General features: G+C 63.4%; 19 protein-coding genes and 2 tRNA genes. 12 read left to right on the top strand and 9 right to left on the bottom strand.

Annotated features, from left to right (window positions below; all coding sequences use genetic code 11):
- Positions 1-50: 50 nt before the first annotated feature.
- Positions 51-977: a thymidylate synthase gene (locus tag RAM60_RS04475; protein ID WP_369025399.1), complete on the bottom strand. Its 927-nt coding sequence runs from the start codon at positions 975-977 to the stop codon at positions 51-53.
- A 137-nt stretch (positions 978-1,114) separates the two neighbouring features.
- On the opposite strand from RAM60_RS04475, the gene RAM60_RS04470 reads away from it, so the two are divergent.
- The 3 genes from RAM60_RS04470 (at position 1,115) to RAM60_RS04460 (ending at position 1,874) form a co-directional block, all read left to right on the top strand.
- Positions 1,115-1,191: transfer RNA gene (locus RAM60_RS04470), tRNA-Pro, on the top strand.
- An 84-nt stretch (positions 1,192-1,275) separates the two neighbouring features.
- On the top strand, positions 1,276-1,404 hold the full coding sequence (locus RAM60_RS04465) for a hypothetical protein (RefSeq protein WP_369025400.1): 129 nt from the start codon (positions 1,276-1,278) through the stop codon (positions 1,402-1,404).
- Positions 1,405-1,412: 8 nt separating this feature from the next.
- Positions 1,413-1,874 (top strand): low molecular weight protein-tyrosine-phosphatase, encoded by a 462-nt coding sequence (locus RAM60_RS04460; protein ID WP_369025401.1) that lies wholly within the window; start codon positions 1,413-1,415, stop codon positions 1,872-1,874.
- A gap of 9 nt (positions 1,875-1,883) precedes the next feature.
- Here the strand turns inward: RAM60_RS04460 and RAM60_RS04455 are convergent, their stop codons facing one another.
- From RAM60_RS04455 to RAM60_RS04445, 3 genes are all read right to left on the bottom strand, one after another.
- The gene (locus tag RAM60_RS04455) at positions 1,884-3,647 is read right to left on the bottom strand and encodes a TIR domain-containing protein (RefSeq protein ID WP_369025402.1); all 1,764 of its coding nucleotides are present in this window, start codon (positions 3,645-3,647) and stop codon (positions 1,884-1,886) included.
- A 69-nt stretch (positions 3,648-3,716) separates the two neighbouring features.
- Positions 3,717-5,780, bottom strand: a complete 2,064-nt coding sequence (gene recG / locus RAM60_RS04450; RefSeq protein ID WP_369025403.1) for an ATP-dependent DNA helicase RecG — start codon at positions 5,778-5,780, stop codon at positions 3,717-3,719.
- Positions 5,781-5,797: 17 nt separating this feature from the next.
- A complete protein-coding gene (locus RAM60_RS04445; protein ID WP_510640240.1) occupies positions 5,798-7,219 on the bottom strand; it encodes a pyridoxal phosphate-dependent decarboxylase family protein in 1,422 nt (473 codons plus the stop codon).
- A gap of 94 nt (positions 7,220-7,313) precedes the next feature.
- Between RAM60_RS04445 and RAM60_RS04440 the strand changes: the two genes are divergently transcribed.
- Positions 7,314-7,592: an FAD assembly factor SdhE gene (locus RAM60_RS04440; protein ID WP_510640238.1), complete on the top strand. Its 279-nt coding sequence runs from the start codon at positions 7,314-7,316 to the stop codon at positions 7,590-7,592.
- A gap of 116 nt (positions 7,593-7,708) precedes the next feature.
- Positions 7,709-11,200 carry a transcription-repair coupling factor gene (gene mfd, locus RAM60_RS04435; RefSeq protein WP_369025406.1) on the top strand — a complete coding sequence of 1,164 codons (3,492 nt, stop codon included), beginning with the start codon at positions 7,709-7,711 and terminating at the stop codon, positions 11,198-11,200.
- On the opposite strand, the gene RAM60_RS04430 is transcribed toward mfd, so the two are convergent.
- Entirely contained in the window at positions 11,197-12,516 is a 1,320-nt protein-coding gene (locus RAM60_RS04430; protein WP_369025407.1) for a bifunctional diguanylate cyclase/phosphodiesterase, read from the bottom strand. The genes mfd and RAM60_RS04430 overlap by 4 nt on opposite strands.
- A 133-nt stretch (positions 12,517-12,649) precedes the next feature.
- Here RAM60_RS04430 and RAM60_RS04425 point away from each other — a divergent pair, with 133 nt between their 5' ends.
- Complete coding sequence (locus RAM60_RS04425; RefSeq protein ID WP_369025408.1) at positions 12,650-13,429, top strand: NAD kinase; 780 nt, start codon at positions 12,650-12,652, stop codon at positions 13,427-13,429.
- Between the two features lie 97 nt (positions 13,430-13,526).
- Positions 13,527-13,601, top strand: a tRNA-Asn gene (locus RAM60_RS04420).
- Positions 13,602-13,650: 49 nt separating this feature from the next.
- On the opposite strand, the gene RAM60_RS04415 is transcribed toward RAM60_RS04420, so the two are convergent.
- Positions 13,651-14,388 carry a sulfite exporter TauE/SafE family protein gene (locus tag RAM60_RS04415; RefSeq protein WP_369025409.1) on the bottom strand — a complete coding sequence of 246 codons (738 nt, stop codon included), beginning with the start codon at positions 14,386-14,388 and terminating at the stop codon, positions 13,651-13,653.
- Between the two features lie 68 nt (positions 14,389-14,456).
- Between RAM60_RS04415 and RAM60_RS04410 the strand changes: the two genes are divergently transcribed.
- Complete coding sequence (locus RAM60_RS04410) at positions 14,457-15,074, top strand: GNAT family N-acetyltransferase (RefSeq protein ID WP_369025410.1); 618 nt, start codon at positions 14,457-14,459, stop codon at positions 15,072-15,074.
- Positions 15,075-15,105: 31 nt separating this feature from the next.
- Here RAM60_RS04410 and secA read toward each other — a convergent pair whose 3' ends face one another.
- Together secA and RAM60_RS04400 are read right to left on the bottom strand one after the other, a co-directional pair.
- Positions 15,106-17,856, bottom strand: coding sequence for a preprotein translocase subunit SecA (gene secA / locus RAM60_RS04405; RefSeq protein WP_369025411.1), 2,751 nt, complete (start codon positions 17,854-17,856; stop codon positions 15,106-15,108).
- 92 nt (positions 17,857-17,948) lie between these two features.
- On the bottom strand, positions 17,949-18,221 hold the full coding sequence (locus tag RAM60_RS04400; protein WP_369025412.1) for a hypothetical protein: 273 nt from the start codon (positions 18,219-18,221) through the stop codon (positions 17,949-17,951).
- A 132-nt stretch (positions 18,222-18,353) separates the two neighbouring features.
- Between RAM60_RS04400 and RAM60_RS04395 the strand changes: the two genes are divergently transcribed.
- The 4 genes from RAM60_RS04395 to RAM60_RS04380 are packed head-to-tail and all read left to right on the top strand — an operon-like array spanning position 18,354 to position 23,087.
- The gene (locus tag RAM60_RS04395; RefSeq protein ID WP_369025413.1) at positions 18,354-20,396 is read left to right on the top strand and encodes a spermine/spermidine synthase domain-containing protein; all 2,043 of its coding nucleotides are present in this window, start codon (positions 18,354-18,356) and stop codon (positions 20,394-20,396) included.
- 40 nt (positions 20,397-20,436) lie between these two features.
- A complete protein-coding gene (gene argJ / locus RAM60_RS04390; protein WP_369025414.1) occupies positions 20,437-21,663 on the top strand; it encodes a bifunctional glutamate N-acetyltransferase/amino-acid acetyltransferase ArgJ in 1,227 nt (408 codons plus the stop codon).
- A gap of 6 nt (positions 21,664-21,669) precedes the next feature.
- Entirely contained in the window at positions 21,670-22,278 is a 609-nt protein-coding gene (locus RAM60_RS04385; RefSeq protein WP_369025415.1) for a glutathione S-transferase family protein, read from the top strand.
- A 41-nt stretch (positions 22,279-22,319) separates the two neighbouring features.
- Positions 22,320-23,087 carry an inositol monophosphatase family protein gene (locus RAM60_RS04380; RefSeq protein ID WP_369026139.1) on the top strand — a complete coding sequence of 256 codons (768 nt, stop codon included), beginning with the start codon at positions 22,320-22,322 and terminating at the stop codon, positions 23,085-23,087.
- Here RAM60_RS04380 and trxA read toward each other — a convergent pair.
- Positions 23,084-23,404 carry a thioredoxin gene (gene trxA / locus RAM60_RS04375; RefSeq protein ID WP_200983527.1) on the bottom strand — a complete coding sequence of 107 codons (321 nt, stop codon included), beginning with the start codon at positions 23,402-23,404 and terminating at the stop codon, positions 23,084-23,086. The two genes, RAM60_RS04380 and trxA, sit on opposite strands and share 4 nt — an antisense overlap.
- Positions 23,405-23,435 lie beyond the last annotated feature (31 nt).

Genomic DNA, 23,435 nt, shown 5'->3' with positions numbered 1-23,435 from the left:
GTTGGCGTTATATTATTTCACGCGGGAGAAACGGTCAAGTGTCGGCCGGATCAAACCGCGACGGGCGCCTTGATGGGCCCGTGCGGCGTGTAGTCGCGAACCTCGAAATCCTCAATGCGGTAGTCGAAAATCGAGGCCGGACGCCGCATGATCTCAAGCGTCGGGTGCCCTTGCGGTTCCCGCGACAGTTGCTCTTCGATGAGGTGCGCGTGGTTGAGGTAGAGGTGCGTGTCCCCGCCCATCCAGACCAGTTCGCCCGGCGGCAGGTCGACCTGCTGCGCGAGCATCCGCGTCAGCAGCGCGGCGGACCATAGGTTGAACGGCAGGCCGAGCGCTACGTCGCAGCTGCGCTGGTAGAGTACGCAATTGAGGCGGTCGCCCGCCACATGGAACTGGTAGGTCTTGTGGCAAGGCGGCAGCGCCATGCGGTCGAGCTCGGCGACGTTCCAGCCTTCAATGATGTGGCGGCGGCTGCCCGGGTTGTTGCGTAGCGATTCGACGAGCTCGGCAACCTGGTTGATCCCTGGCCCCTTCTCGTAGAGCCCGTCCTTGCGATAGCGGTAGGTCGGCCAGTCGACCCATTGCTTACCGTAGACGGGACCGAGATCGCCCCAGCGCTCGGCAAAGGCCTCGTCCTCGGCAATGCGCTGGACGAAATCCTCCAGCGAAATCTGCTCGCCGGTTTCCTTGACGTAGTTGGCGTGCGGCCACTCGTTCCAGATCTTCACGCCCTGCAGCACCAGCGGACGGATATTGGTGTCCCCGGTAAGGAACCACAGCAGCTCGCGCGTCGCGGTCTTCCAGTAGACGCGCTTGGTCGTGATCAGCGGCATGGCACCGTCGGCCAGGTCGAATCGCAACATCGCGCCCATGACCGAGCGCGTACCGATTCCCGTTCGGTCCACCCGTTCGCTCCCCGCGCTCCAGATGTGGCGCATGAGGTCGAGATATTGCTGTTCGGGGTGGTTCTGGGACACGTCCGGCTCGTTCTTCAGGAGATTTTCCTCCTAGAGCGAATTTGCAGGAATTGCCCGCTTGCGCAGCCCACATTCCACACCTATAGGGCGCGCCTTGCTTCGCACCCGCAGCACCAGATGCAGCGGGCCGATCCGGTCGGGGAGTAGCTCAGCCTGGTAGAGCACTGTCTTCGGGAGGCAGGGGCCGGAGGTTCGAATCCTCTCTCCCCGACCACTTCGTTCATTGACGATCAAGCGTGACGCGGCAATTTGCCCGTCACCTCCGCGCAAGCGGCACACAGACAAGGGATCGTCACCAATGCTTCGCAAGATCATCATCGTATCGCTCATGGCGGCCGGCGCGCTTTCGCTGTCGGCATGCAACACCGTTCGCGGGCTCGGGGAAGACCTCCAGTCGGCGGCAAACTCGGTCGACGACGCGACCTGAGCCCGCCGATGACCAAGCCCGCGGTCCTGTTCGTCTGCCTCGGAAACATCTGCCGCTCGCCACTGGCGGAGGCGGCATTCCGGCGTGCGGCGCAGGACGCGGGACTGGATATCGAAACCGATAGCGCGGGTACGGCCAACTACCATGTCGGCGAGCCGCCGGACCCGCGCAGCGTCTCTGAGGCAGAGCGGCACGGGATCGACATTTCGCACTACCGCGGGCGCCAGCTGGCGGTCGAGGACTTCCACCGTTTCGACATCATCGTCGGCATGGACCGCTCGAACATGGCCAACATCGGGCGAATCGATCCCGGCAACGGCAAGGCGCGGGTCGCAATGATGATGGATCTCGTGCCCGGCCGCGAAGGAGCAGAGGTATCCGACCCCTGGTATGGTGGAGAGGACAATTTCCGCGATACCTGGGAAGATGTGAGCCTGGGCGCGAAGGCAATCCTCGACCTTTTGCGGTAACGCCGGCCTTCAAGCCTGGGCGACACGCGCCATCAGCGCCTTGAAGCCGGGATCTTCGCGTATGGGATCGAGGTCGTTGTCGACCGCCATCCACTCGAACCAGCCGAGGTGGACCTCGTCAACCATCTTGCCGAGCAGACGCACCGCCATCTCGGGCTCGTTGAGCTGCGCCATGGCGCAGGCAAGATTGTACAGAAGGCGCATGTTCTCGGGGTCGAAGATTTCGGCCTTGCGAGTCATGTCGATGGCCTGCTCGGCTTCCCCAAGTGCAACCAGCGAAGCAACCATGAAACCCAGAACCCCGCCATGGTCGGGCTCGGTCTTGAGTATCTCCTCTCCCCGCGTGATGAAACGACGCGCGGCGGCCTTCAATCGCTCCTCGTCGCCGAGGCCGGAATAACCCTGCATTACCATACCCCGTGCCCGGTACTCGAGCGGCTCGAGCGCAATCGCACGCTCGAAGCTGGCGATGGCCTCGGGATAATTTCGCTCCGCTAGATGAAGGTAGCCGGCAAGGACATGCGCGTCGTAGCAGTCCGGGTCCCGTTCCAGCGCGGCTTGCACCAGCGGTGCCGATGCGGTCGATTTCGAGGCTGCATCACGCAGGGTTGCCTCGGCCAGCGCAGCATGCCCCTCCGCAACGCTGGCATCCGCGGCGATGGCCCTTTCCGCCCACTCGCGGGCCTGCGCCATCGAGGTGCCCGGGACGCCGCGCTGCGCCATTTCAGCCTCGCCGATCGACATCAACGCCCAAGCCCGCGCAAAGCCCGGATCGAGTTCGACCACGCGGCGACACAGCCGTATCACAAGCGGTCGAATTCGCTCGCTACCGGTGCGGTTGAACTGCCGCGCGATGAGGAAGAGCTCGTAGGCCTCGGAATTCGTCGCATCGCGCTGTCCGATAACCTTTCGGTCTTCCGGGGCGAGATGCAGTTTCAGCGCCGCGACGATGGACTGCGAAATCTCGTCCTGGATCGCGAATATGTCGTCGAGCGTGCGGTCGAAGCGCTCGGCCCATAACTGGGTGTCGCTTCTGGCATCGAAGAGCTGGGCGGTGATCCGGACCCGCTCGCCAGCCTTGCGGACACTGCCTTCGAGGATGTGTGTCACACCGAGGCGAGCGGCCAGATCGGTGGGCGAAACCGTCCGCCCCTTGAACGAGAAGGCGGTGTTGCGGGAGACCACTGACATGCCGGGGATGCGGCCCATGTCGGTGATGATGTCCTCGCTCACGCCGTCGGAAAAATAGTCCTGCGCCGACTCGCCGCTCATGTTCACGAAGGGGAGGATCAGCACCGAGGGCTGTTGCGAGGTGCTCGAGGACGGCTGCGCAGGCTTCTGCGCTGAAATTGCAGCCACACTTGCAAGGTCGGCTTCCGACCGGGTGCTGGCAAGGCGCCTCACTCCCTCCAGCAGGTCCAGCCAACGCGTGTCACCCGTGTTTCCCGACCACCCAATCAGATCGGCGGTGTGAGTGAGTTCGAAAACGATCGGCCGCTCGCAATCCTCGATCATCGCCGGAATCAGGGTTCCCCGCCTGTCGGCGATTGTCGCTTCCGCCCGGACCCAGCGCGAGGCGACCGAACTGCTCGACCACAGCACCACCACCGCCCTGGCCGCACGCAAAGCCGCCTCGATGACCTCGTCGAACACCTCGCCGGTCTGGAGCGAATTGTCCCACCAGACCTCCAGACCATGTGCCTCGAATGCCTTGGCGAACTGGCCGGCAATGGCGGCGTCCTTGCGGGCATAGGAGATGAAGACGTCGCTCACAGGCATCCCGCGTCAATGGCCGGTCGAGTGATGCTATTGGATTTGCAGCGCTCCGTCCAACGAATGGATTCAGCCGCCGCGCAGGGTCTTCACGCCATAGTCCCGCTCGAAAAGGTAGAGCAGCACGCGCGCCGCCTCACCGCGCGGCCCCTCGAGGCCGCCGTCGCGTTCCATGAGCAGGCGGGCATCGTCATAGGCGACGGGGAGCAGTTCGGTGATCTGCTCGAGACTGGCAACGCTGAAGGGTGTGTCGCCGGACTGGCGTGTGCCGAGCAGTTCGCCCCCACCGCGCAGGCGCAGGTCCTCCTCGGCAAGGAGGAACCCGTCCTGCGTCTGGCGCATCAGCTTGAGGCGCTCCTGCGCGGTTTCGGACAGGCCTTCGCCATGGAGCAGGACGCAGAAGCTCTTCTCGCTGCCCCGGCCCACGCGACCGCGCAACTGGTGCAACTGGGCAAGACCGAAGCGCTCGGCCTGTTCGATGACCATCAACGTTGCATTGGGCACGTCGACCCCGACCTCGATGACGGTGGTCGCGACCAGCAGCTTGGCATCGCCGCTGGCGAAGCGCTCCATCGCCGCGTCCTTCATTTCAGGTGCCAGCTGCCCGTGGACGAGAACGACGTCCTTGCCGAACCGCTCTGCCAGCGCGGCATAACGCGCTTCGGCTGCGGCGATCTCGTCCGGCCCGTCGCTTTCGCGGACCATCGGGCAGACCCAATAAGCCTGGCGCCCCTCGTCAAGCTGCGCGGCAAGGCGTTCGACCAGCGCTCCGATCCGGTCCTGCCCCATGACGACCGTGTCGATCGACTGACGACCGGGAGGAAGCTCGTCGAGCTTGCTGACGTCGAGTTCGCCATACTGGGCCAGCGTCAGCGTGCGCGGGATCGGTGTCGCGGTCATGGCGAGCACATGCGGCGCGCGCTTGCCCTTGCTCGCGAGCATGAGCCTCTGGCCGACCCCGAAGCGGTGCTGCTCGTCGATCACGACCATCGCGAGATTGTGATAGGCGACCGCGTCCTGGAAGATCGCGTGGGTGCCGACAACTATATCGATGCTGCCGTCGATGAGGCCCATGAGGGTCGCTTCGCGCGCCCTGCCCTTGTCGCGGCCCGTCAGCAGCGCGACATGCGCCCCGGTCGGCTCGGCCATGCGGCGCAGGCTCTCGTAATGCTGGCGGGCGAGGATTTCGGTCGGCGCGAGCAAGGCCGCCTGTGCTCCCGCCTCGACCGCGATCAGCATGGCTTCGAGCGCGACCACGGTCTTGCCTGCGCCCACGTCGCCCTGCAGCAGGCGGAGCATGGGCGATTCCTGCGCCATGTCGCCTTCGATCTCGGCAATCGACCGCTTTTGCGCGCCGGTCAGCGGGAACGGGAGGTCGAGCTTGCCGCGATAGCTGCCGTCGCCCTGCAACGCCTGCCCGCGCCGCTTGCGGTTGTCGGCCCGCACCAGCATCAGCGCGAGGCTGTTGGCGAGCAGCTCGTCGTAGGCCAGCCGGTCGCGCGCGAGCTTGTGTTCGCCCTTGTGCGCCAGGACCAGAGCGTCGCGCCAGGCAGGCCAGCCGGACTTCTCGACCTGGCGTTCCTCGATCCATTCGGGAAGCTCGCGTGTGCGCGCCAATGCCTGCTCGACGAGACCTGACACCTTGGGCTGGGTCAGCCCCTCGGACAGGCGATAGACCGGCTCGCACAGGCGCTGCAGCGTCTCGCCGCCCTCCTCGACCACGTGGTCGGGGTGGACGATCTGGAGCATGTCCCCGAACCGTTCGAGCTTGCCCGCGACCCAGCGGGTTTCGCCCCGCGGCAGCTGCTTCTTGGCGGTATAGGATGCGCGACCGAAATAGGTCAGCGCGAGGATGTTACCGACGCTATCCTGCGCCAGCACGCGATAGGGAGCGCGCGGAGACCGACCGCCGCGGTGTTCGGTCACGGTCAGCTTGACGACGATCTGCTCGCCCTCGCCAGCCTCGTCGAGATTGTTGACCGCCCGCCGCGTAACGAAGCGTTCGGGCAGGTGGTAATCGAGATCGCGCACCCGCGTGAGGCCGAGTTTCTCCAGCGGCTTCTTCAGCTTGGGGCCGACACCTTCGAGCGCCTCGGTCTCGGTGAAGAGCGGGTTGAGAATATCGGGACGCATCGCGAGGGAGTTAACGACTAGGCACCGGCTTGGACAGCCTTCCAGGCCGAGCGCACGGCCTCGACCGTGATCACGCCGTCCTCCATCGTGGTGGCGCAGGAACTGACCGAGAAACGGATGACCCATTGCCCGCGCCACAGGGCCGGACCGGCGAAGGCAATCGATTCCTCCTGCAGTCGCTGCACGGTCGCCAGCGTCAGCCGGTCACCTTCTTCGACGTCGCAGTCGCCACCGAAGCGGACCATGAACTGGTTGAGTTCGACCGGGCAGACGAGTTCGGCACCCTCGATCGCCGCCATGCCCGCCGCCATGGCCTTCGCCACCGCGACATTGCCTTCGACCATGCGGGCGATGCCTTCACGGCCAAGCTGTCGGATCATCGCCCAGGCGGCGAAGCCTCGCGCTCGGCGCGAAAGTTCCATGACATAGGCGGACGGATCGCGCTCGTCCTCGTTGGCTGGCGGCAGGTAGCTTGCAGAAAAGGACATCGCCCGCCGATGCGCCTCGGCATCGCGGACAATGGCGAAACCGCAGTCATAGGGCGTCTGCAGCCATTTGTGCCCGTCAGTCGCCCAGCTGTCCGCCAGTTCGACCCCGTCGGCAAGGTGGCGCAGTTTCGGAGAAGAGCGCGACCACAGCCCGAATGCGCCATCGACGTGCATCCAGCCGCCCGCATCGCGGACCATCGGGGCGATCTCGTGGAAGGGATCGCTCACGCCGGTGTTGATCTGCCCGCACTGGGCAATCGCGATGACCGGCCCCTCGCCCTCGCCCAACGCCTTTTCGAAGTCGCCCGGGAGCATCCGGCCCAGGTCATCGGTCGCGACCTCGCGGACGCGCCGAGCGCCGAGGCCAAGGAATTTGAGCGCGGCATAGACCGTCGTATGGGCGTCGGCCCCGATCAGGACACGGATGGGTGGAGCCCCGAAGAGCCCGTCCGCCTCGACGTTCCAGCCGACTTTGCGAAGCTGCGCGCTGCGGGCAGCGGCGAGGGACACGAAGTTCGCCACCGTCGCACCAGTCACCACTCCCACCGAAGCAGTCCGCGGGAGGTCGAGCAGGTCGAGCAGCCATTCGACGGCCACCGCCTCGACCGCGCTGGCAGCCGGCGCGGCCTGGACATTGGCGGCGTTCTGCCCCCAGGCCGAGGTCAACCAGTCGGCGGCGACCCCGGTCGGGTGCGAATTGCCGATGACCCAGCCGAAAAAACGTGGCGCGGTCGTCCCGCGAATCCCGTCGCGCGCCAGCTCGCCAAGCTCGCGGATGATGTCCTCTGCGTCCCCGCCCGTTTCGGGCACCGGGCCACGAAACCGCCGGACCAGTTCAGGATAGCCGGCGGTCGGTGTGGCCTCGGCCTCGGCGATATCGCGCCGGAATTCTTCCGCCATCGAAGAGGCAAGGCGCATTGCCGCAAAGCTTCTTTCGAGATCGTCCGCCACTGTCCGTCCACTCCGCTATCGCGCCCGCGCCACCCTTGATCGAAACCGGGCGATGGGTCAAAGGGCGAACCGACGCGAACGACAGGCATTTTCCTTGGCAGACCACCTCACATTCGAAGGCCGCAAGCAGCGCGCGCGATTCCGTGCATGGCACCGGGGCACGCGCGAGGCGGATTACATGATCGGCGGATTCTTCGACCGCTATCACGAAGGCTGGGGCGAGGACGAGTTGCGCTGGTTCGAAGCGCTGCTCGAGGAAGATGACGTCGACGTCATGGCCTGGGCACTGAAGACCCAGCCCGTGCCGCTCCGCTTTGCAGGGCCGCTGATCGAGGCAATGCAGCTGCTCGATTACGTCGACATTCCGCGTTGACCTTCCAGCCCTAGCGCCTATCTCGCGCTGACAATTCGCCACCCCCCCTTCCCGACCGGGCAGGGGGCAATCGTGCGTGCGCGGAACATCATGTTGACAGGAACGCTAGGAACCCAATGCCCGACCTCTCCCGTATCCTGAAAGCCCGCGAGCCCCTCACTCTCGCCCAGGTCGCACGTGGCGCACAGCCGCTGGTGATGGCCGATCTCGCCCGCGCCAGCACCGGCCGCGCAGTGTTCATCGCACCTGACGATGCGGCGATGCGCGGGATCGTTGATGCCGCCGCCTTCTTCGCGCCCGAACTGGAAGTGATCGAATTCCCCGCGTGGGATTCGCTGCCCTACGACCGCGCGAGCCCGGCCCTCTCGATCAGCGCCCGCCGCCTTGCTGCGTTGCACCGCTTGCAGGCGGGCAAGGCGAAGGCACAGCTGGTCGTCACAACCGCGAATGCGGTGCTCCAGCGCGTCCTTACTCCCTTCCGCATTCGCGAGAGCGTGCGCGAGTTCAAGGTGGGCACCGAGATCGGGCGCGAGAGCCTTGCCGCCCTGCTCCAGCGCCAGGGTTACAGCCGCACCGACACGGTGATCGACAAGGGCGAGTACGCCGTGCGTGGCTCGATCGTCGACATCTTCCCCAGCGGCATGGAAGAGGCACTGCGGCTCGATTTCTTCGGTGACGAGCTTGAGAGCCTGCGCACCTTCGATCCGAACACGCAGATGAGCACCGGGCGGCTCGACTCGCATCTCCTTCTCCCCGCCAGCGAGGCGCTGCTCGACGAAGACAGCATCAAGCGCTTCCGCACCCGCTATCGCGAACTCTTCGCTGCCCATGCGACGCAGGATCCGCTCTACGAGGCGGTCAGCGAGGGACGCAGGCTGGCGGGCATGGAAAACTGGCTCCCGCTGTTCGAGGAAAGGCTGGCAACCTTCTTCGACCACCTCGGCAAGGATGACCTGCTGGTTGTCGACACCGCCGCACTCGGTGCAGCCGAGGAGCGGATCAAGGACATCGCCGATTATTTCGAGCAGCGAAAGGCTGCGAGCGGCCAGGCAAAAGGCAGTTACCGCCCGCTCGATCCGGCCTCGCTTTACCTGTCCGACGAAGAGTTCAAGGCCGCCCTTGCTGCGGCCCCCGCCCACCGCGCGACCGCGTTCGACGAGCCGGAGAGCGACAAGGTCATCAGCTTCGGTTTCCGCTCCGGCCGCGATTTCGCGCCCGAACGTGCGCGCGGCGACAATGTGTATCCGGTGCTGGCCGATCACCTCAAGGCACTTGGCAAGGCGGGCAAGCGGCCGCTGATCGCTGCCTATTCCAAGGGCAGCCGCGCACGCATCGCCTCGATCCTCGACGAGGCGGGAATGCCGGTGCAGCTGGCCGATACGTGGCAGGAAGCGCTCGGCCTATCAGCGAAGGGCAAGGCAGCGGCGATGGTCCTGCCGCTCGAGGCGAGCTTCGCCAACGACGAGATGGAACTGCTGACCGAGCAGGACATCCTCGGCGACCGCCTCGTCCGGCGGAAGAAGAAGCGCAAGGACGCCGATGCCTTCCTCGCGGAACTGCAGGCGCTCAGCGTCGGCGACCTGATCGTCCATACTGAACACGGCATCGGCAAATACCTCGGCCTCGAACCGATCACTGTCGGCAAGTCGAAGCACGACTGCGTGATGTTGGAGTACCGTGGGGGCGACAAGCTCTACATCCCGGTCGAGAATATCGACGTCCTCAGCCGCTACGGATCGTCCGAAGAGGCGGTCATGCTCGACAAGCTCGGCGGTGAGGCCTGGCAGAAGCGCCGCGCGCGGCTTAAGGAGCGCATCCGCGAGATTGCCGGCGAACTGTTGAAGGTCGCGGCGCAGCGTGCCTTGCGCAAGGCGCCCGTGCTCGAGGTCGAACCCGGCCCATACAATCAATTCCTCGACCGCTTCCCGTGGGAAGAAACCGACGACCAGGATCGCGCCATCGCCGACGTGCTCGCGGATCTTGAAAGCGGCAAGCCGATGGACCGGCTGGTCTGTGGCGACGTCGGTTTCGGCAAGACCGAGGTTGCCCTGCGCGCCGCATTCGTGGCGGCGATGAACGGGCAGCAGGTCGCCGTGGTCGCGCCGACCACCCTGCTCGCACGCCAGCATTTCGAGAATTTCGCAAACCGCTTCAACGGTTTTCCGCTCAAAGTTGGCAGGCTTTCACGCCTCGTCCCGGCAAAGGAAATGAAAGACACCCGCGATGGCCTTGCAAGCGGGGATATCGATATCGTCGTCGGCACCCACGCGATCCTGTCGAAGCAGACCGAGTTCAAGAATCTGGGCCTCGTCATCGTCGACGAGGAGCAGCGGTTCGGGGTGAACCACAAGGAAAAGCTCAAGCAGTTGCGCGCCGATGTCCATATGCTGACGCTGACCGCCACCCCCATTCCGCGCACCCTTCAGATGGCCATGTCGGGCCTGCGCGAGCTCTCGACCATCCAGACCCCGCCGGTCGACCGCCTTGCGGTGCGCACATACGTGATGGAATGGGACGACATGGTGATGCGCGAGGCGTTGCTGCGCGAACACCACCGTGGCGGGCAGAGCTTCATCGTCGTGCCGCGCATTTCAGACATGGAAGGGATCACCGACTGGCTGCACGAGCATGTGCCCGAGGTGAAGTTCGTCGCCGCACACGGCCAGATGGGCGCGGGTGAGATCGAGGAGCGGATGAGCGCCTTCTACGAGGGCAAGTACGATGTCCTGCTGGCGACTACGATTGTCGAAAGCGGCCTCGACCTGCCGAGCGCGAACACGATCATCATCCACCGCGCGGATATCTTCGGCCTCGCCCAGCTCTACCAGTTGCGCGGGCGCGTCGGTCGTTCGAAGCTGCGCGCCTACGCCTACCTCACCTACGCCGCCGACACGCAGCTTTCCGAAGTGCCGGAGAAGCGCCTCAAGGTGCTGGGCGACCTCGACAGCCTCGGCGCGGGCTTCCAGCTGGCAAGCCACGACCTGGACATCCGCGGCGCGGGCAATCTGCTGGGCGACGAACAATCGGGCCATATCCGCGAGGTCGGCTTCGAGCTCTACCAGTCGATGCTCGAGGACGCGATCCTCGCCGCCAAGGCGGGCGAGCTGGGGCTGGAGGCCAAGCGCGAGACGGTCAGCCCGCAGATCACGGTCGACGCGCCGATCATGATCCCGGAGGAATACGTCCCCGACCTCGCCGTGCGCATGGCTCTCTATCGCCGCCTCAACGATGCTGCCGACAAGGCAGAAATCGAGGCTCTGGCAGCCGAAATGATCGACCGCTTCGGCGACTTGCCCGCCGCGACAGCCAATCTCGTTCGCCTGATCGAAATCAAGCACCAGGCTATCGAGGCCAACATTGCCAAGATCGATGTGGGGGCAGCTGGGACACTGGTGGCCTTCCACAAGGACGACTTCCCCGATCCTGTCGGGCTTCTGGCCTACGTCGATCGTTTGCAGGGCACGGCAAAGCTTCGTCCGGACATGAAGCTGGTCATCAGCCGAGCCTGGAATTCGCCCGAAAGCCGACTGAACGGCCTGTTCCAACTAACCAAGGGCCTGTCCGGAATCGTCAAGAAATCTCGAAAAGACGAGAAAAAGGCCGCTTAAGAGGCGGCCATCTCTAGAAATTTCTGCGCCGAAACCGGTTCGGAGCGGATGAAGCCCTGATAGTACTCGCATCCCTCCGCAGCGACGAGGCGACGCTGCGCCTCGTTTTCTACCCCTTCGACTACCACGGCAAGATCAAGCGCGCGCGCCATCGCGAGAATCGCCCGGAAAACGGCGAGATCACGTTCGTCCTCCAGGACGCCATCGATCATCGAACGGTCCAGCTTGATACAATCGATCGGCAAGACCTTGAGGTAACGGAAATTGCAGAACCCCGCCCCGAAATCATCGAGCGCCAGGCGAATGTCGAACAGTTTCAGCTGATCCAGCACATGGCCGACGCGATCGAGGTCCGCCAACAGGACCTGTTCGATGATTTCCAGCGTAATTCGCGAAAGCGGGAATCCCGTACGCTCCGCCATGCGAGCGAACTCCATCGCAAAACTGTCGGCTGCAAGGTCGGCAGGTGTCACGTTCAACGATAGCCGCAGGTGCGATGGCCAGTGCGCCGCCTGCTGGAGCGCGCGCTTTGCAATGTGGCGCGACAACTGCGCGGTGTGATCCGCCCGCTCCGCAATCTGGAACAACGTGCTTGCTCCGATGCGGCCCACAGTGGGGTGGTGCCAGCGGGCCAGCGCCTCGGCCCCGATCATACGTTCGTCGGCCAGAGTGTATTGCGGCTGGAAGAGGATTTCGATCTCCTCATTGTCGATCGCGGCGAGAAGATCGCCTTCCAGCTCGCGAAAGGTCCTGCCGAGACTTGCGGTTTCGCCGGTGGACCAGTCGATGCGTTGGCCCTGCCCGCCGCGCATTCGCGCCGAGGCCTCCGACAGTCGATCGAGCACCTGGTCGGGTCCATCGCCCTCGGTGACGCGCATCAGCGCAATTCGCGGCCACAATCGCAATCGCGCCCCACCCTCGGGATTGGCAATGGGCATGGCGATGGCGTCAGCCAGAGCTTCCGCAAGCCATTGCCAGCGCTCGCGACTGCACTGCTGACGGGCGAGCAAAAGGAAATTGCCGCCGGTCAATCTGGCAGCAACCCACGCAGTGCTGTCTAGCTCGTCGCTGGCAAAATGACGTATCCGCTGCGCCACTTCGACCAGGGCGCCGTCACCGGCACTTTCTCCGAACGCGACATTGACCGTGTCGATTCGACCCAGTGAGATGAGCATCGCGTGGATCGGGCAGGCAATGCTGTCGCGCGGCCATTCTTCCTGCCAGCGCGCCATTGTCGCCCGGGCGTGCGCCGGGTCGGCGAGGCCGGTGAGGCTATCGCGGCTTTCCATGTTCACGTGGTCGGGCAATGTGGCCATGTGACGACTCTTATCCTCCTGTCGCGAAATTTTGGCCAGCAATTCCGCTGTGTTGCCAAATGGGACGCGCACCCATAGGTACGCGTTTGCAACCGGAACCTGCGCGGTCGCGTGGTGGAGTAGAGGCGCAAAAATGGCAGATTACAGCCGCTTGGCACTTCTCGTCTCCGACTCGGAGCGTGCTCAGGAGGCGGCGGAGGATTATCGCCAGCTGGCCGATTGGGTTCCCCTCGAGGATGCCGATGCAGCAGTGGTCCTGGGGGGAGACGGCTTTATGCTTCAGAGCCTCCACACCATGCTCGACACTGGCAAGATCGTGCCGGCCTACGGCCTGAACCTCGGTACGGTCGGCTTCCTGATGAACCGCAATCGCCGGGCCGACCAGCTGCTAGGGCGGATATCGCGGGCAAAGCCGCACACTATCCTGCCTCTGGCGATGGAGGCGACAACCCAAGACGGCGCGGTAGTGCGCCACTGCGCCATCAACGAAGTCTCGTTGCTGCGTGAAACGCGCCAGACCGCCAAGATCGAAGTCAGCGTCGATGACAAGGTGCGGATCAAGGAACTGGTCTGCGATGGCGTGCTGGTCGCCACTCCGGCAGGCTCGACAGCCTACAATTTGTCAGCCGACGGACCGATCCTGCCACTCGATTCGCAACTCCTCGCCCTAACTCCCATCTCCGCGTTCCGGCCGAGACGGTGGAAAGGTGCCATCCTTCCTGACCGCAGTCGGATCTCCTTCAAGGTCCATGAATCGCAGAAGCGGCCCGTCAGTGCCGTCGCCGACCAGAAGGAAATCCGCGACGTGGCCGAAGTGCATCTCGAAATAGCCCGTGAAAGCGCTTTGACGTTGCTGTTCGACCCCGGCCACGCGCTCGACGAACGCATAGTTTCCGAACAGTTCGTGTTCTGAGCGACGCTGCCGGAAATTCCGCGCAATTTTTTGCCAATTGCCCGCTTGCCAAACCGCAGAGCCGCCCATATAGGCGCACCCCTGCCTGACGGGCTGCTCCCCGATAGCTCAGCGGTAGAGTAGGTGACTGTTAATCACTTGGTCGTTGGTTCGAATCCAACTCGGGGAGCCACTTTCTGCACATCGCCAGAACGATAGCCGCCTTTCGGGCGGCTTTTTCGTTATGCCGTCAGCAGGCGAAACCCCACCCAGAACACCAGCGCGGCCGTTCCCCAGCGGATCCATTTCTGCGGCAGCTTGTGCACCGCGATCCAGCTCCCGATCTGGCCACCGACTGCGACCGCAACCAACAGCGGAAGGCCAAAGTCGAACGCTGCAGCCAAACGCCCTTCTCCGCCCTTCAGAACCTGTCCTGCAAGGCCGAAGAGGGAATTCACCAGGATAAACAGGCTCGCAGTTGCGGCGATAGCGCGCGGATTGTTCCAGCGGGTGAGGTGGAGCAGCGGCGCGAGGAATATCCCGCCGCCTATGCCGACCAGCCCCGCCAGGTATCCAAGGGGTGCGGCTGCCAGCGGGGCGAACCTTGCCAGAGGATGGGATTGCACCTCATCGTCTCCCATGACCGGGAGCAGCATCGTCGATGCGGTGAGTACGAGGCTGGCCCCCAAAAGCAGCATGAAGGCGCTTTCCCCGACCGGCGTCAGCCCGCCGAGGAATGCTGCTGGCGCAGCAATGGCTGTCAGGATTGCTGCCGGGCGCCAGGGTATCACTCCTGCGCGGGCAAACCTGATCGTACCGCCAAGGACGACGACGAGGTTGCAGCACAGTGAAATGATGGGAAGCACGCGGTAGTCGACGCCGGACAGGGCAAGGAGCGCGCTATATGTTGAGCCCCCGCCGAAACCGACGCTGGCGTAGAGCAAGGCAGTAATCAGGAAGGCAGCGAGCAAGAGCGGCATTTGCGACGCCTAGACCGCCCGGTGACGCTCAGCTAGCCTTCCCGCACTTGCTTCTTGGGGGAAAGCACATGGATCCCGGCGAAATCGACCTTGGGCTGGAACTCAAGCACGCAAACAAGCGCGACGCGCGGAAGATCGGCAGCATAACCGCCGATGCCTTCCGCAACGACCCGTTCAACCTTTGGCTGTTCGGCAATTTTGCAGGAATCCGTAACCTGTTCCACATGCAGGCCCGCAACATCTACGTACCGCGCGGATACTCCTATTCACTTGGCGATGAAGGCGCATGCATGTGGATGCTGCCGGGGGGCGATGCCAGTTTCAGCAATTGGGACTATTTCCGTTTCGCAGTGCCCACTGCCCTCATGTGCGGTCCCGGCGCCGTGAAGCGCGGCATATTGACCGGCGAAGCCATGGACTCGGTCCATCCGAACTTTCCGCACGCCTACCTCTTCAGCATCGGCGTGCGACCTGCGGCACAGGGCAAGGGGCTTGGGCGCAAACTCATCGCACCGGTCCTGGCCGCATGTGACAAGGAGGGAATGCCCGCCTATCTCGAAAATTCGAACCCCGCAAACCACGGCTTCTACAGTTCGTGCGGCTTCGAAGTCAGCGGCGATCCGCTACATCCGCAGCCGGATAGTCCGCCCCTGGTTCCCATGTTGCGCCAGCCGCGGCCCGCATAGGGCGGAACCGCGGCTGGAGGTTCCTGCGGCGTCAGCCGATGGCGCCGTGACAGTGCTTGTACTTGTTACCCGAACCGCAGGGGCACATGGCGTTGCGGCTGATGTTCATCCCGGCATAGGGATTGTCGGTTGCCGCCCCCCCCGGTCCGACCGCTGCACGGGGGCTGCCCGCAAGCGATCCGAACAGGGCTTCCTGCGTCGCCGAACCGTCGCCGTCGTTCGAGTTCTCGAGACCGGTCAGCGGGTCGATGTGGCCCGTCAGGAATGCCGGGAGTTCCGGCAGGTCGATCATCGGCATTGGCTCGGGCTCGCGCAGTTCGAGACGGATGAGCTTGCTGGTGACCGTCTCGCGCAGCTTGTCGAGCATGCTTTCGAACAGGCTGAAGGCTTCCTGCTTGTATTCGTTGATCGGCTGCTTCTGCGCATGCGCACGCATCCACACGACCTGGCGCAGGGCATCGAGCGTGGAGAGGTGTTCCTTCCACTCCTGGTCCATTTCCTGCAGCAGCACGCTCTTCTCGATCCGGCGCCACAGCGCGGGGTCGGCCGCGGCAACCTTGTTCTCCATGATCCGGTCGGCTTCCTCGCGGATGCGTTCCTCGATCAGTTCGGGCTCGACGTGGTCTTCCTCAACCCACTGTTCCATCGGCAGCGAAATTCCGAGAACCTCCTCGGTTCGTTCCTTGAGACCGGCGATATCCCACTGCTCCGGATACGAACCCGGGGGGCATGCCGTGCCGACAATGGCGTTGATCGCGTCGTGACGCATGTCGGCAACGACGTCGTCGACCGCCTCGCTATCCATGATTTCCGCGCGCTGTTCGTAGATGACCTTGCGCTGGTCGTTCATCACATCGTCATACTGAACGACCTGCTTGCGGATTTCGTAGTTGCGCGCTTCGACCTTCTTTTGGGCGGTTTCGATGGCCTTCGACAGCCACTTCGAACCGATGGCCTCACCATCTTCCAGGTTCGAGTTCATCATCCGCGAGAACAGCGTATCGGGACCGAAGATGCGCAGCAAATCGTCCTCGAGACAGAGGTAGAAGCGGCTCAGACCAGGGTCGCCCTGGCGGCCCGAGCGCCCGCGAAGCTGGTTGTCGATACGACGGCTTTCATGACGTTCAGTGCCGAGGACGAAGAGACCGCCGGCTTCGAGGACCTTGCGCTTTTCCTCGGCGATCTCGGCCTTGATGCGAGCGATGGCCGCGTCCTTTTCGGGGCCATCCTCCATGCCGGAAAGTTCGTCTTCGATGCGGAATTCGAGGTTACCGCCAAGCTGGATGTCGGTGCCGCGACCGGCCATGTTGGTAGCGATCGTGACCGCACCGATACGGCCGGCCTGGGCCACGATGTGTGCTTCCTGTTCGTGGAAGCGGGCGTTGAGCACGGCGTGCTTCACCCCTTCCTTGTCGAGGAATTCGCTGAGAAGTTCTGACTTCTCGATGGAAACCGTACCGACGAGCACAGGCTGACCGGTCTCGTTCTTTTCGCGGATCGCCTTGGCGATGGCCTGGAACTTGTCCTGCGTGTTCTTGTAGAACTCGTCTTCCTCGTCGATGCGCTGGACGGGGACGTTGGTCGGAATCTCGACCACGTTCATCTTGTAGATGTCCCAGAACTCGTTCGCCTCGGTCGCTGCCGTACCGGTCATACCCGACAGCTTGGGATACATGCGGAAGTAGTTCTGGAAGGTGATCGATGCGAGGGTCTGGTTTTCCGGCTCGATCTTCACGCCTTCCTTGGCTTCGCAAGCCTGGTGGAGGCCGTTCGACCAGCGACGACCATCCATCATGCGCCCGGTGAACTCGTCGATGATGATGACCTTGTCGTCCTTGACGATGTAGTCGGTGTCACGCTTGAACATGTGAACCGCCTTCAGCGCCTGATCGAGGTGGTGGACGACCTGCGTATTCTCGACGTCATAAAGGTTGTCGGTCGCAAGCAGACCCTTTTCGATCAACAGCTTCTCGATTTCCTCGGTGCCTTCTTCGGTAAGGCTGATGTTGCGGGTCTTCTCGTCCTTCTCGTACCAGGTCTCGGGGATGGTCTTCACCACCTCGTCGATCGCGATGTAGAGTTCGGACTTGTCCTCGGTCGGGCCCGAGATGATCAGCGGGGTACGCGCCTCGTCGATCAGGATCGAGTCCACCTCGTCGACGATGGCGAAGTTGAAGGGGCGCTGCACCATCTGACTACGCTCATGCTTCATGTTGTCGCGCAGGTAATCGAACCCAAGTTCGTTGTTGGTCGAGTAGGTAATGTCGGCGTTGTAGGCCTCGCGGCGCTGGAACTCGCTGAGGTCGGGCACGATCACGCCGACCGTGAGGCCGAGGAAGCGGTGCAGGCGCCCCATCCATTCCGCGTCGCGCTTGGCGAGATAGTCGTTGACGGTAACGACGTGGACGCCCTTGCCCTCGATGGCATTGAGGTAGGTCGCGAGCGTCGCGACGAGGGTCTTGCCCTCGCCCGTCTTCATTTCGGAAATCTCGCCACGGTGGAGGACGATGCCGCCGACCATCTGCACATCGAAGTGCCGCATTCCGAGGACGCGGACGGATGCCTCACGCACAGTGGCGAAGGCTTCGGGGAGGATATCGTCGAGCGTCTTGCCGTCGGCGAGCTGGGCGCGGAACTTGTCGGTCTGCGCAGCGAGTTCTTCGTCGGTAAGAGCCTGGATCTGCGGCTCCAGAGCATTGATCTGGTTGACTATCTTGCCGAGCGACTTGACGTAACGATCGTTGGACGAGCCGAAAACGGCCTTCATCACGGAATTGAGCATGGATTGGGTAGCCCCTGGGTAATTCTATATGGCAAATGCCCGCGCACGCCGATGGTGCCGGGCGACCGGATCGGAAACGTGTGGAAAGCGCTTTATTCGTAAGCGCGGTCGGGCCCGAACATCACGGTCGGGACCACGATGACGACGGTCGGCGCAGGACGGCAAGGAGTCGATTTCTCGCCCTTCAGCTTCTGCTGGACTTCACGGTCGGCGCAAACCGGCTTGCCCGACTTGGGTGCGACCGCATTGTCCGCCGCCTGCTCCACGCCGATGTCCACGCCGCTGCCGATGGCCGCCTGTGCAGGCGCGCCGTAAGCGGCAAGACCGCTGAGCAAGGCAAGGAGGGCGAGGAGCTGCCGGAACATCGTTATTCCACAATAGTGAGGCCCCACACCTTTGTCCATGGACGGTCGTCCGGCTTAAGAGTTCGCTAACCATAACGCCATATCGGTGGCTGCTGGACGCCCATCACGGGCGGAATGGGGACAGGGGATCACGTGACCAACGATACCGCACAGGCGCTCGACGCCTCCGAAGCCACCGGAAACAACGTGTTGGAAGGGGACGCCGCAAAACCGGTAGTCAGGCGGCTGGTTCTTTCAGCCTTCCTGATGCTGTTCCTTGAACTGGCCTTGATCCGCTGGCTCGGCTCGAACGTCGTCCACCTGTCCTATTTCTCGAATTTCGTCCTTCTTGGATCTTTCCTCGGTATCGGAGCGGGCTTCCTGATCAGTCGGAAGAGCTGGTCGGTATGGCCGATAACCTTGCCGCTGCTCTGCATCCTGGTGATCCTCGTGATCGTCTTCCCGGTTTCGATCGAGAGAAGCGGGTCGGACCTGATCTACTTTACCTCGCTTGAGATTAAGGGACCGCCTGCATGGCTCGCGTTGCCGATCGTCTTCCTTCTCGTGGCGGTTATTCTCGCGGGACCGGCAGAAATGGTCGGTCGCTGCTTCGCGCATCTTCCCCCGCTAATTTCCTATCGCAGCGACCTGCTTGGCTCGCTGGCTGGTATTCTCGCCTTTACCGCCCTTAGTTTCCTGCAGGCCCCATCGATCGTCTGGGGCATAATCGTACTAATTCCGATCGTGATCCTGAGTGCGAAGAACCGACGCCTTGTCAGCGCACTTTGGTCGATTGCCCTTTTGATCGGTCTGGGCATGGAAACCCTGCAACCAGGCGTTGCCTGGTCGCCATATTACAAGGTCCAAACCCAGAAAGTCGTCGAAGGCGATAAGGGCTTCCTCCTTATCCGCGCAAACGGTGTTCCGCACCAGCTGATGGCGCCAGCGGAATGGAAACTGAAGCAGGGTGAGCGCATCTATGAAACGCCCTACCTGCGCCTTCCCAAGAAGCTCGACGATGTCCTCATCGTCGGCGCAGGTTCGGGATCCGACGTGGCCATCGCGCTGAGCGAAGGCGCCAAGCATGTCGATGCCGTCGATATCGACCCGCTGATCATGGAAATCGGCGCCAAGAACAACATCAACCGCCCCTACCAGAATCCGGGCGTCACCCGTCACGTCAACGACGGTCGCGCTTTCCTCGAGAACACCGATCGCAAGTACGATCTCGTCCTGTTCGCCCTGCCTGACTCGCTTACGCTGGTCAGTGGCGCATCGCAGATCCGGCTCGAAAGCTTTCTCTTCACCAAGGAAGCGATGCAGTCGGTCAAGGACGTGTTGAAGCCCAACGGCGCCTTCGCAATGTACAATTACTACCGCGAGCCGTGGTTGATCGACCGTCTTGGCGGGACTGCACAGGCCGTGTTCGGCCACAAGCCATGCGTCGATACCTGGGCTGACGCTCAGGCCGTGGTCAGCGTCGCGATGAACGAAGCCGACCAGACCTGCGGCGAGAAATGGCAGCCGACCACCTCCATTTCCACCGTCAGTGACGATGCACCCTTCCTCTATTTCCGTGGCGGCACTTTCCCGCCCCTGTACGCCATCACCATTGCCGCGATCCTTCTCGCATCGCTGGCTACCATCCGCGTGCTCGGCGGACCGCTGGGGACCATGCGTCCCTACGCCGACCTGTTCTTCATGGGTGCTGCCTTCCTGCTGCTGGAAACCAAAAACATTGCCACTTTCGCCCTGCTCTTCGGCACGACCTGGTTCGTCAACGCGCTCGTCTTCGCAGGCGTCCTTGTTGTCGTGCTTGCGGCTGTCGAAACGGAGCGAAGAGTAAAGACACCGCCGCTCAAGGTCGTGTTCGTGGCGATTGCAGCCTCGCTTGCAGCGGCATGGATCATCAAGCCCGAATGGCTGCTGCCGCTAGGCTTCTGGCCGCGCCTTATCGCAGCGACCTTGCTGGCGTTCGTGCCGATCTACCTGGCGAACATCGCCTTTGCGAAGCGCTTCCGTCAAAGCGGCGATTCGCAAAGCGCCTTTGCGATCAACCTTCTCGGCACGATCGTCGGCGGCTGCCTTGAGTATGCGGCGCTGTTCACCGGCTACAACAACCTGCTGATCGTGACCGGCCTGCTCTACCTTGCAGCCTTCCTGCTGGTACCCAAGGGACGCATGGCAGCTGCCTGAACGCTTGCGGGCGGAGGGGCGACGATATAGCGCGCGGGGCATGGACCTCGCGCGCTCTCCCCTCGCCCGCCCGTTTCCCGCCATGCCCGCCATTTCCGGCGTGACGTTGCGCGTGGCGCGTGCCCGCTACAAGAACTGGGACAGGGCCGACCTGACACTGGCCGAGCTGGCACCCGGCACCGCTGTAGCGGGGGTCTTCACCAAGAGCGCCTGCGCTTCGAGCGAAGTCGAACTGGGGCGCGAACAGGCGCGGTTGGGATCGGCCCGGGCCCTGGTGGTCAATGCCGGCAATTCCAACGCCTTCACCGGCTACCGCGGGCGCGAGGCGGTCGAGCAGATCATGGCGCAGGTGGCAGAGGCCCTGGACTGCCAGCCGAGCGAAGTCTTCGTTTCCTCTACCGGCGTGATCGGCGTTCCCTTGCCCCGCGACAAGGCCCGTGCAGGCGTGGAAGCTGCGCTGACTGCCCAGCCTTGCGGGTGGGAGGAAGCCGCCTCCGCTATCGGTACGACCGACACCTTCACCAAGGGCGCCGCGGCATCGGCACTGATCGGCAATACTCGCGTGGAACTGGCAGGCATCATCAAGGGCAGCGGCATGATCGCACCCGACATGGCGACCATGCTCGGCTACGTTTTCACCGATGCTTCGGTCGAACCGGCATTCCTCCAGGAAATGCTGTCCAGAGCCAATGATGCGAGCTTTTCTTGCATCACGGTCGATGGCGACACCTCGACCAGCGACACGGTGCTCGCCTTCGCCACCGGCAAAGCGGGCAACGCGCCTATCTCCACCTGGGAAGACGCAGGAGCCGATGCCTTTTACGCGGCGCTACTCGATGTTTGCCGCGAGCTCTCGCACCTTGTCGTCCGTGACGGGGAAGGCGCGCAGAAGTTCATCGCGATCACCGTGACCGGTGCAGACAGCGACGAAAGCGCGCGCCGCGTGGGCCTCTCGATCGCAAATTCGCCGCTGGTCAAAACGGCGATTGCCGGCGGCGACGCCAACTGGGGACGCGTGGTGATGGCCGTGGGCAAGGCGGGTGAGCCCGCAGACCGCGACAGGCTTTCCATCGGCTTCGGGGGAACCTGGGCCGCAAAGGACGGACAGCCGCTGCCCGACTACGACGAAGCGCCGGTGGCAAAGCATCTCGAGGGGCAGGAGATCGACATTTCCGTCGACCTCGGCATTGGCGAAGGGCGGGCGACGGTGTGGACCTGCGATCTCACCCACGGATACATCGCGATCAATGCCGATTACCGGAGCTGAAGCGCCATGCTGACGATCTGGGGCCGCATCAATTCGCACAACGTCAAGAAGGTCGTCTGGCTTGCTGAGGAAATCGGCCTACCCCACCAGCGCATCGACATGGGCGGGCAGTTCGGCTTCACCGATGCCTATCTTGCGGCCAATCCGAACCGCCTGATCCCGACCATCGACGATGATGGCTTCTTACTGTGGGAATCGAATGCGATCCTGCGCTATCTCGCCGATCGCTACGGGCCCGAATTTCAGCCGGCAGATGCGCAACAGCGCGCTGCGGCAGACAAGTGGATGGATTGGCAGTTTTCCTTCGCCGATGCCCAGCGCAATGCCTTCATCGATCTCGTCCGCAAGAAGCCGGAAGAGCGTGATGAGAGCGCTATTGCCGCCTCAGCCAGTGCGGCAGGTAAGATGGTCGCAATTCTCGAAGCCGAACTCGAACGGCAACCTTGGCTATCGGGCGAGCAGTTCGGGATCGGTGACATCCCGATGGGCGTCTACATCCACACTTGGCTGACCCTCCCCATCGAGCGCGCCGAGCGCCCCGCGGTGAAGGACTGGTATGCGCGCCTGCGCCAGCGTGAGGCCTTCGACCGCATCGCGCAGGTCCCGCTGACGTGACCGGTGCAGAAAGCGCCCTCGACCGCGAAATCCTTGCGCTCATGCGGCGGGTGACCGAACAGGCAATCCTGCCGCGGTATCGCAACCTCGCCGAGGGTGAGGTGCAGGACAAGGGCGGCAACGATCCCGTCACCATCGCCGACAAGGAAAGCGAAGCGCTCCTGCGCGAAGGCCTGGCGGCTATCGACTCCTCGCTCGCCTTCGTTGGCGAGGAAGCGGCGCATGCCGACCCGGGCATTCTCGAGCGGCTCGACCGACCCTGCTGGATTGTCGATCCCATCGACGGAACGCGCAACTTCGCTGCCGGACAGCCGCCTTTCGGAGTGATCGTCGCGCGCGCGGACGGCGGCGAGGCCCGGTCGGGCTGGATCTATGATTGCCTGAGCGGCCGGTTCTGCGTCGCGCACATGGGCAAGGGCGCCTCGATCGACGGGCAGGACGTTACCTCGCGGCCCACCGGCGCCACACCGCCCGTTGCCGCGATTTCACTGGTCTTCATGGATGAGGCGCGCCGGGAGGCGACGAAACGCCATGTTGCTCCCAACTATGCCCTGGTCGACGTGCCCTATTGCGCGGCCGAGCAGTATCCGCGCCTCGCGCTCGGTACGAACGATGTTTCCATCTTCGAGCGGACGCTGGCCTGGGATCATGCAGCTGGGGTTCTTTGGCTAAACGAGGCTGGCGGGATGGCAGCCAGACCGGACGGTTCACCCTACCGTGTCGACGAACACGGTCGCACCGGCCTCATAGGAGCGGCGAGCCCCTCCCTGTGGGAAGAGCTCGCCGGACTTTATTCGAAACTGGATTAGAGGACGCTCTCAAGCCACTGCTTGAGCTGACCTTTCGGTGCCGCGCCACGCATGTGGGCGGCGGGCTGTCCGTCCTTGAAGAGGACGAGGTAGGGAATGCCCTGCACGCCCATGCCGCCGGGAACCTCCGGGTTTTCCATGATGTCCATCTTGGCGATGGTCACCTTGTCGGCAAGCTCTTCCGAAAGCTCTTCGAGCGCCGGAGCGATCATCTTGCACGGGCCACACCAGTCGGCCCAGAAATCGACCAGCACGGGCTTGTCGGATTCGAGCACGTCGCTCTTGAAGCTGGCATCGGTGACGGCGGTGGTTGCCATGGGAATTTCTCCTGAAATGCTTTGCACCGAT

This window comes from Qipengyuania sp. RANM35 (assembly GCF_041021145.2).
GTDB lineage: Bacteria > Pseudomonadota > Alphaproteobacteria > Sphingomonadales > Sphingomonadaceae > Qipengyuania > Qipengyuania soli.
The sequence above is the reverse complement of the archived record's forward strand: the minus strand, read 5'-3'. Positions and strand labels throughout refer to the sequence as shown.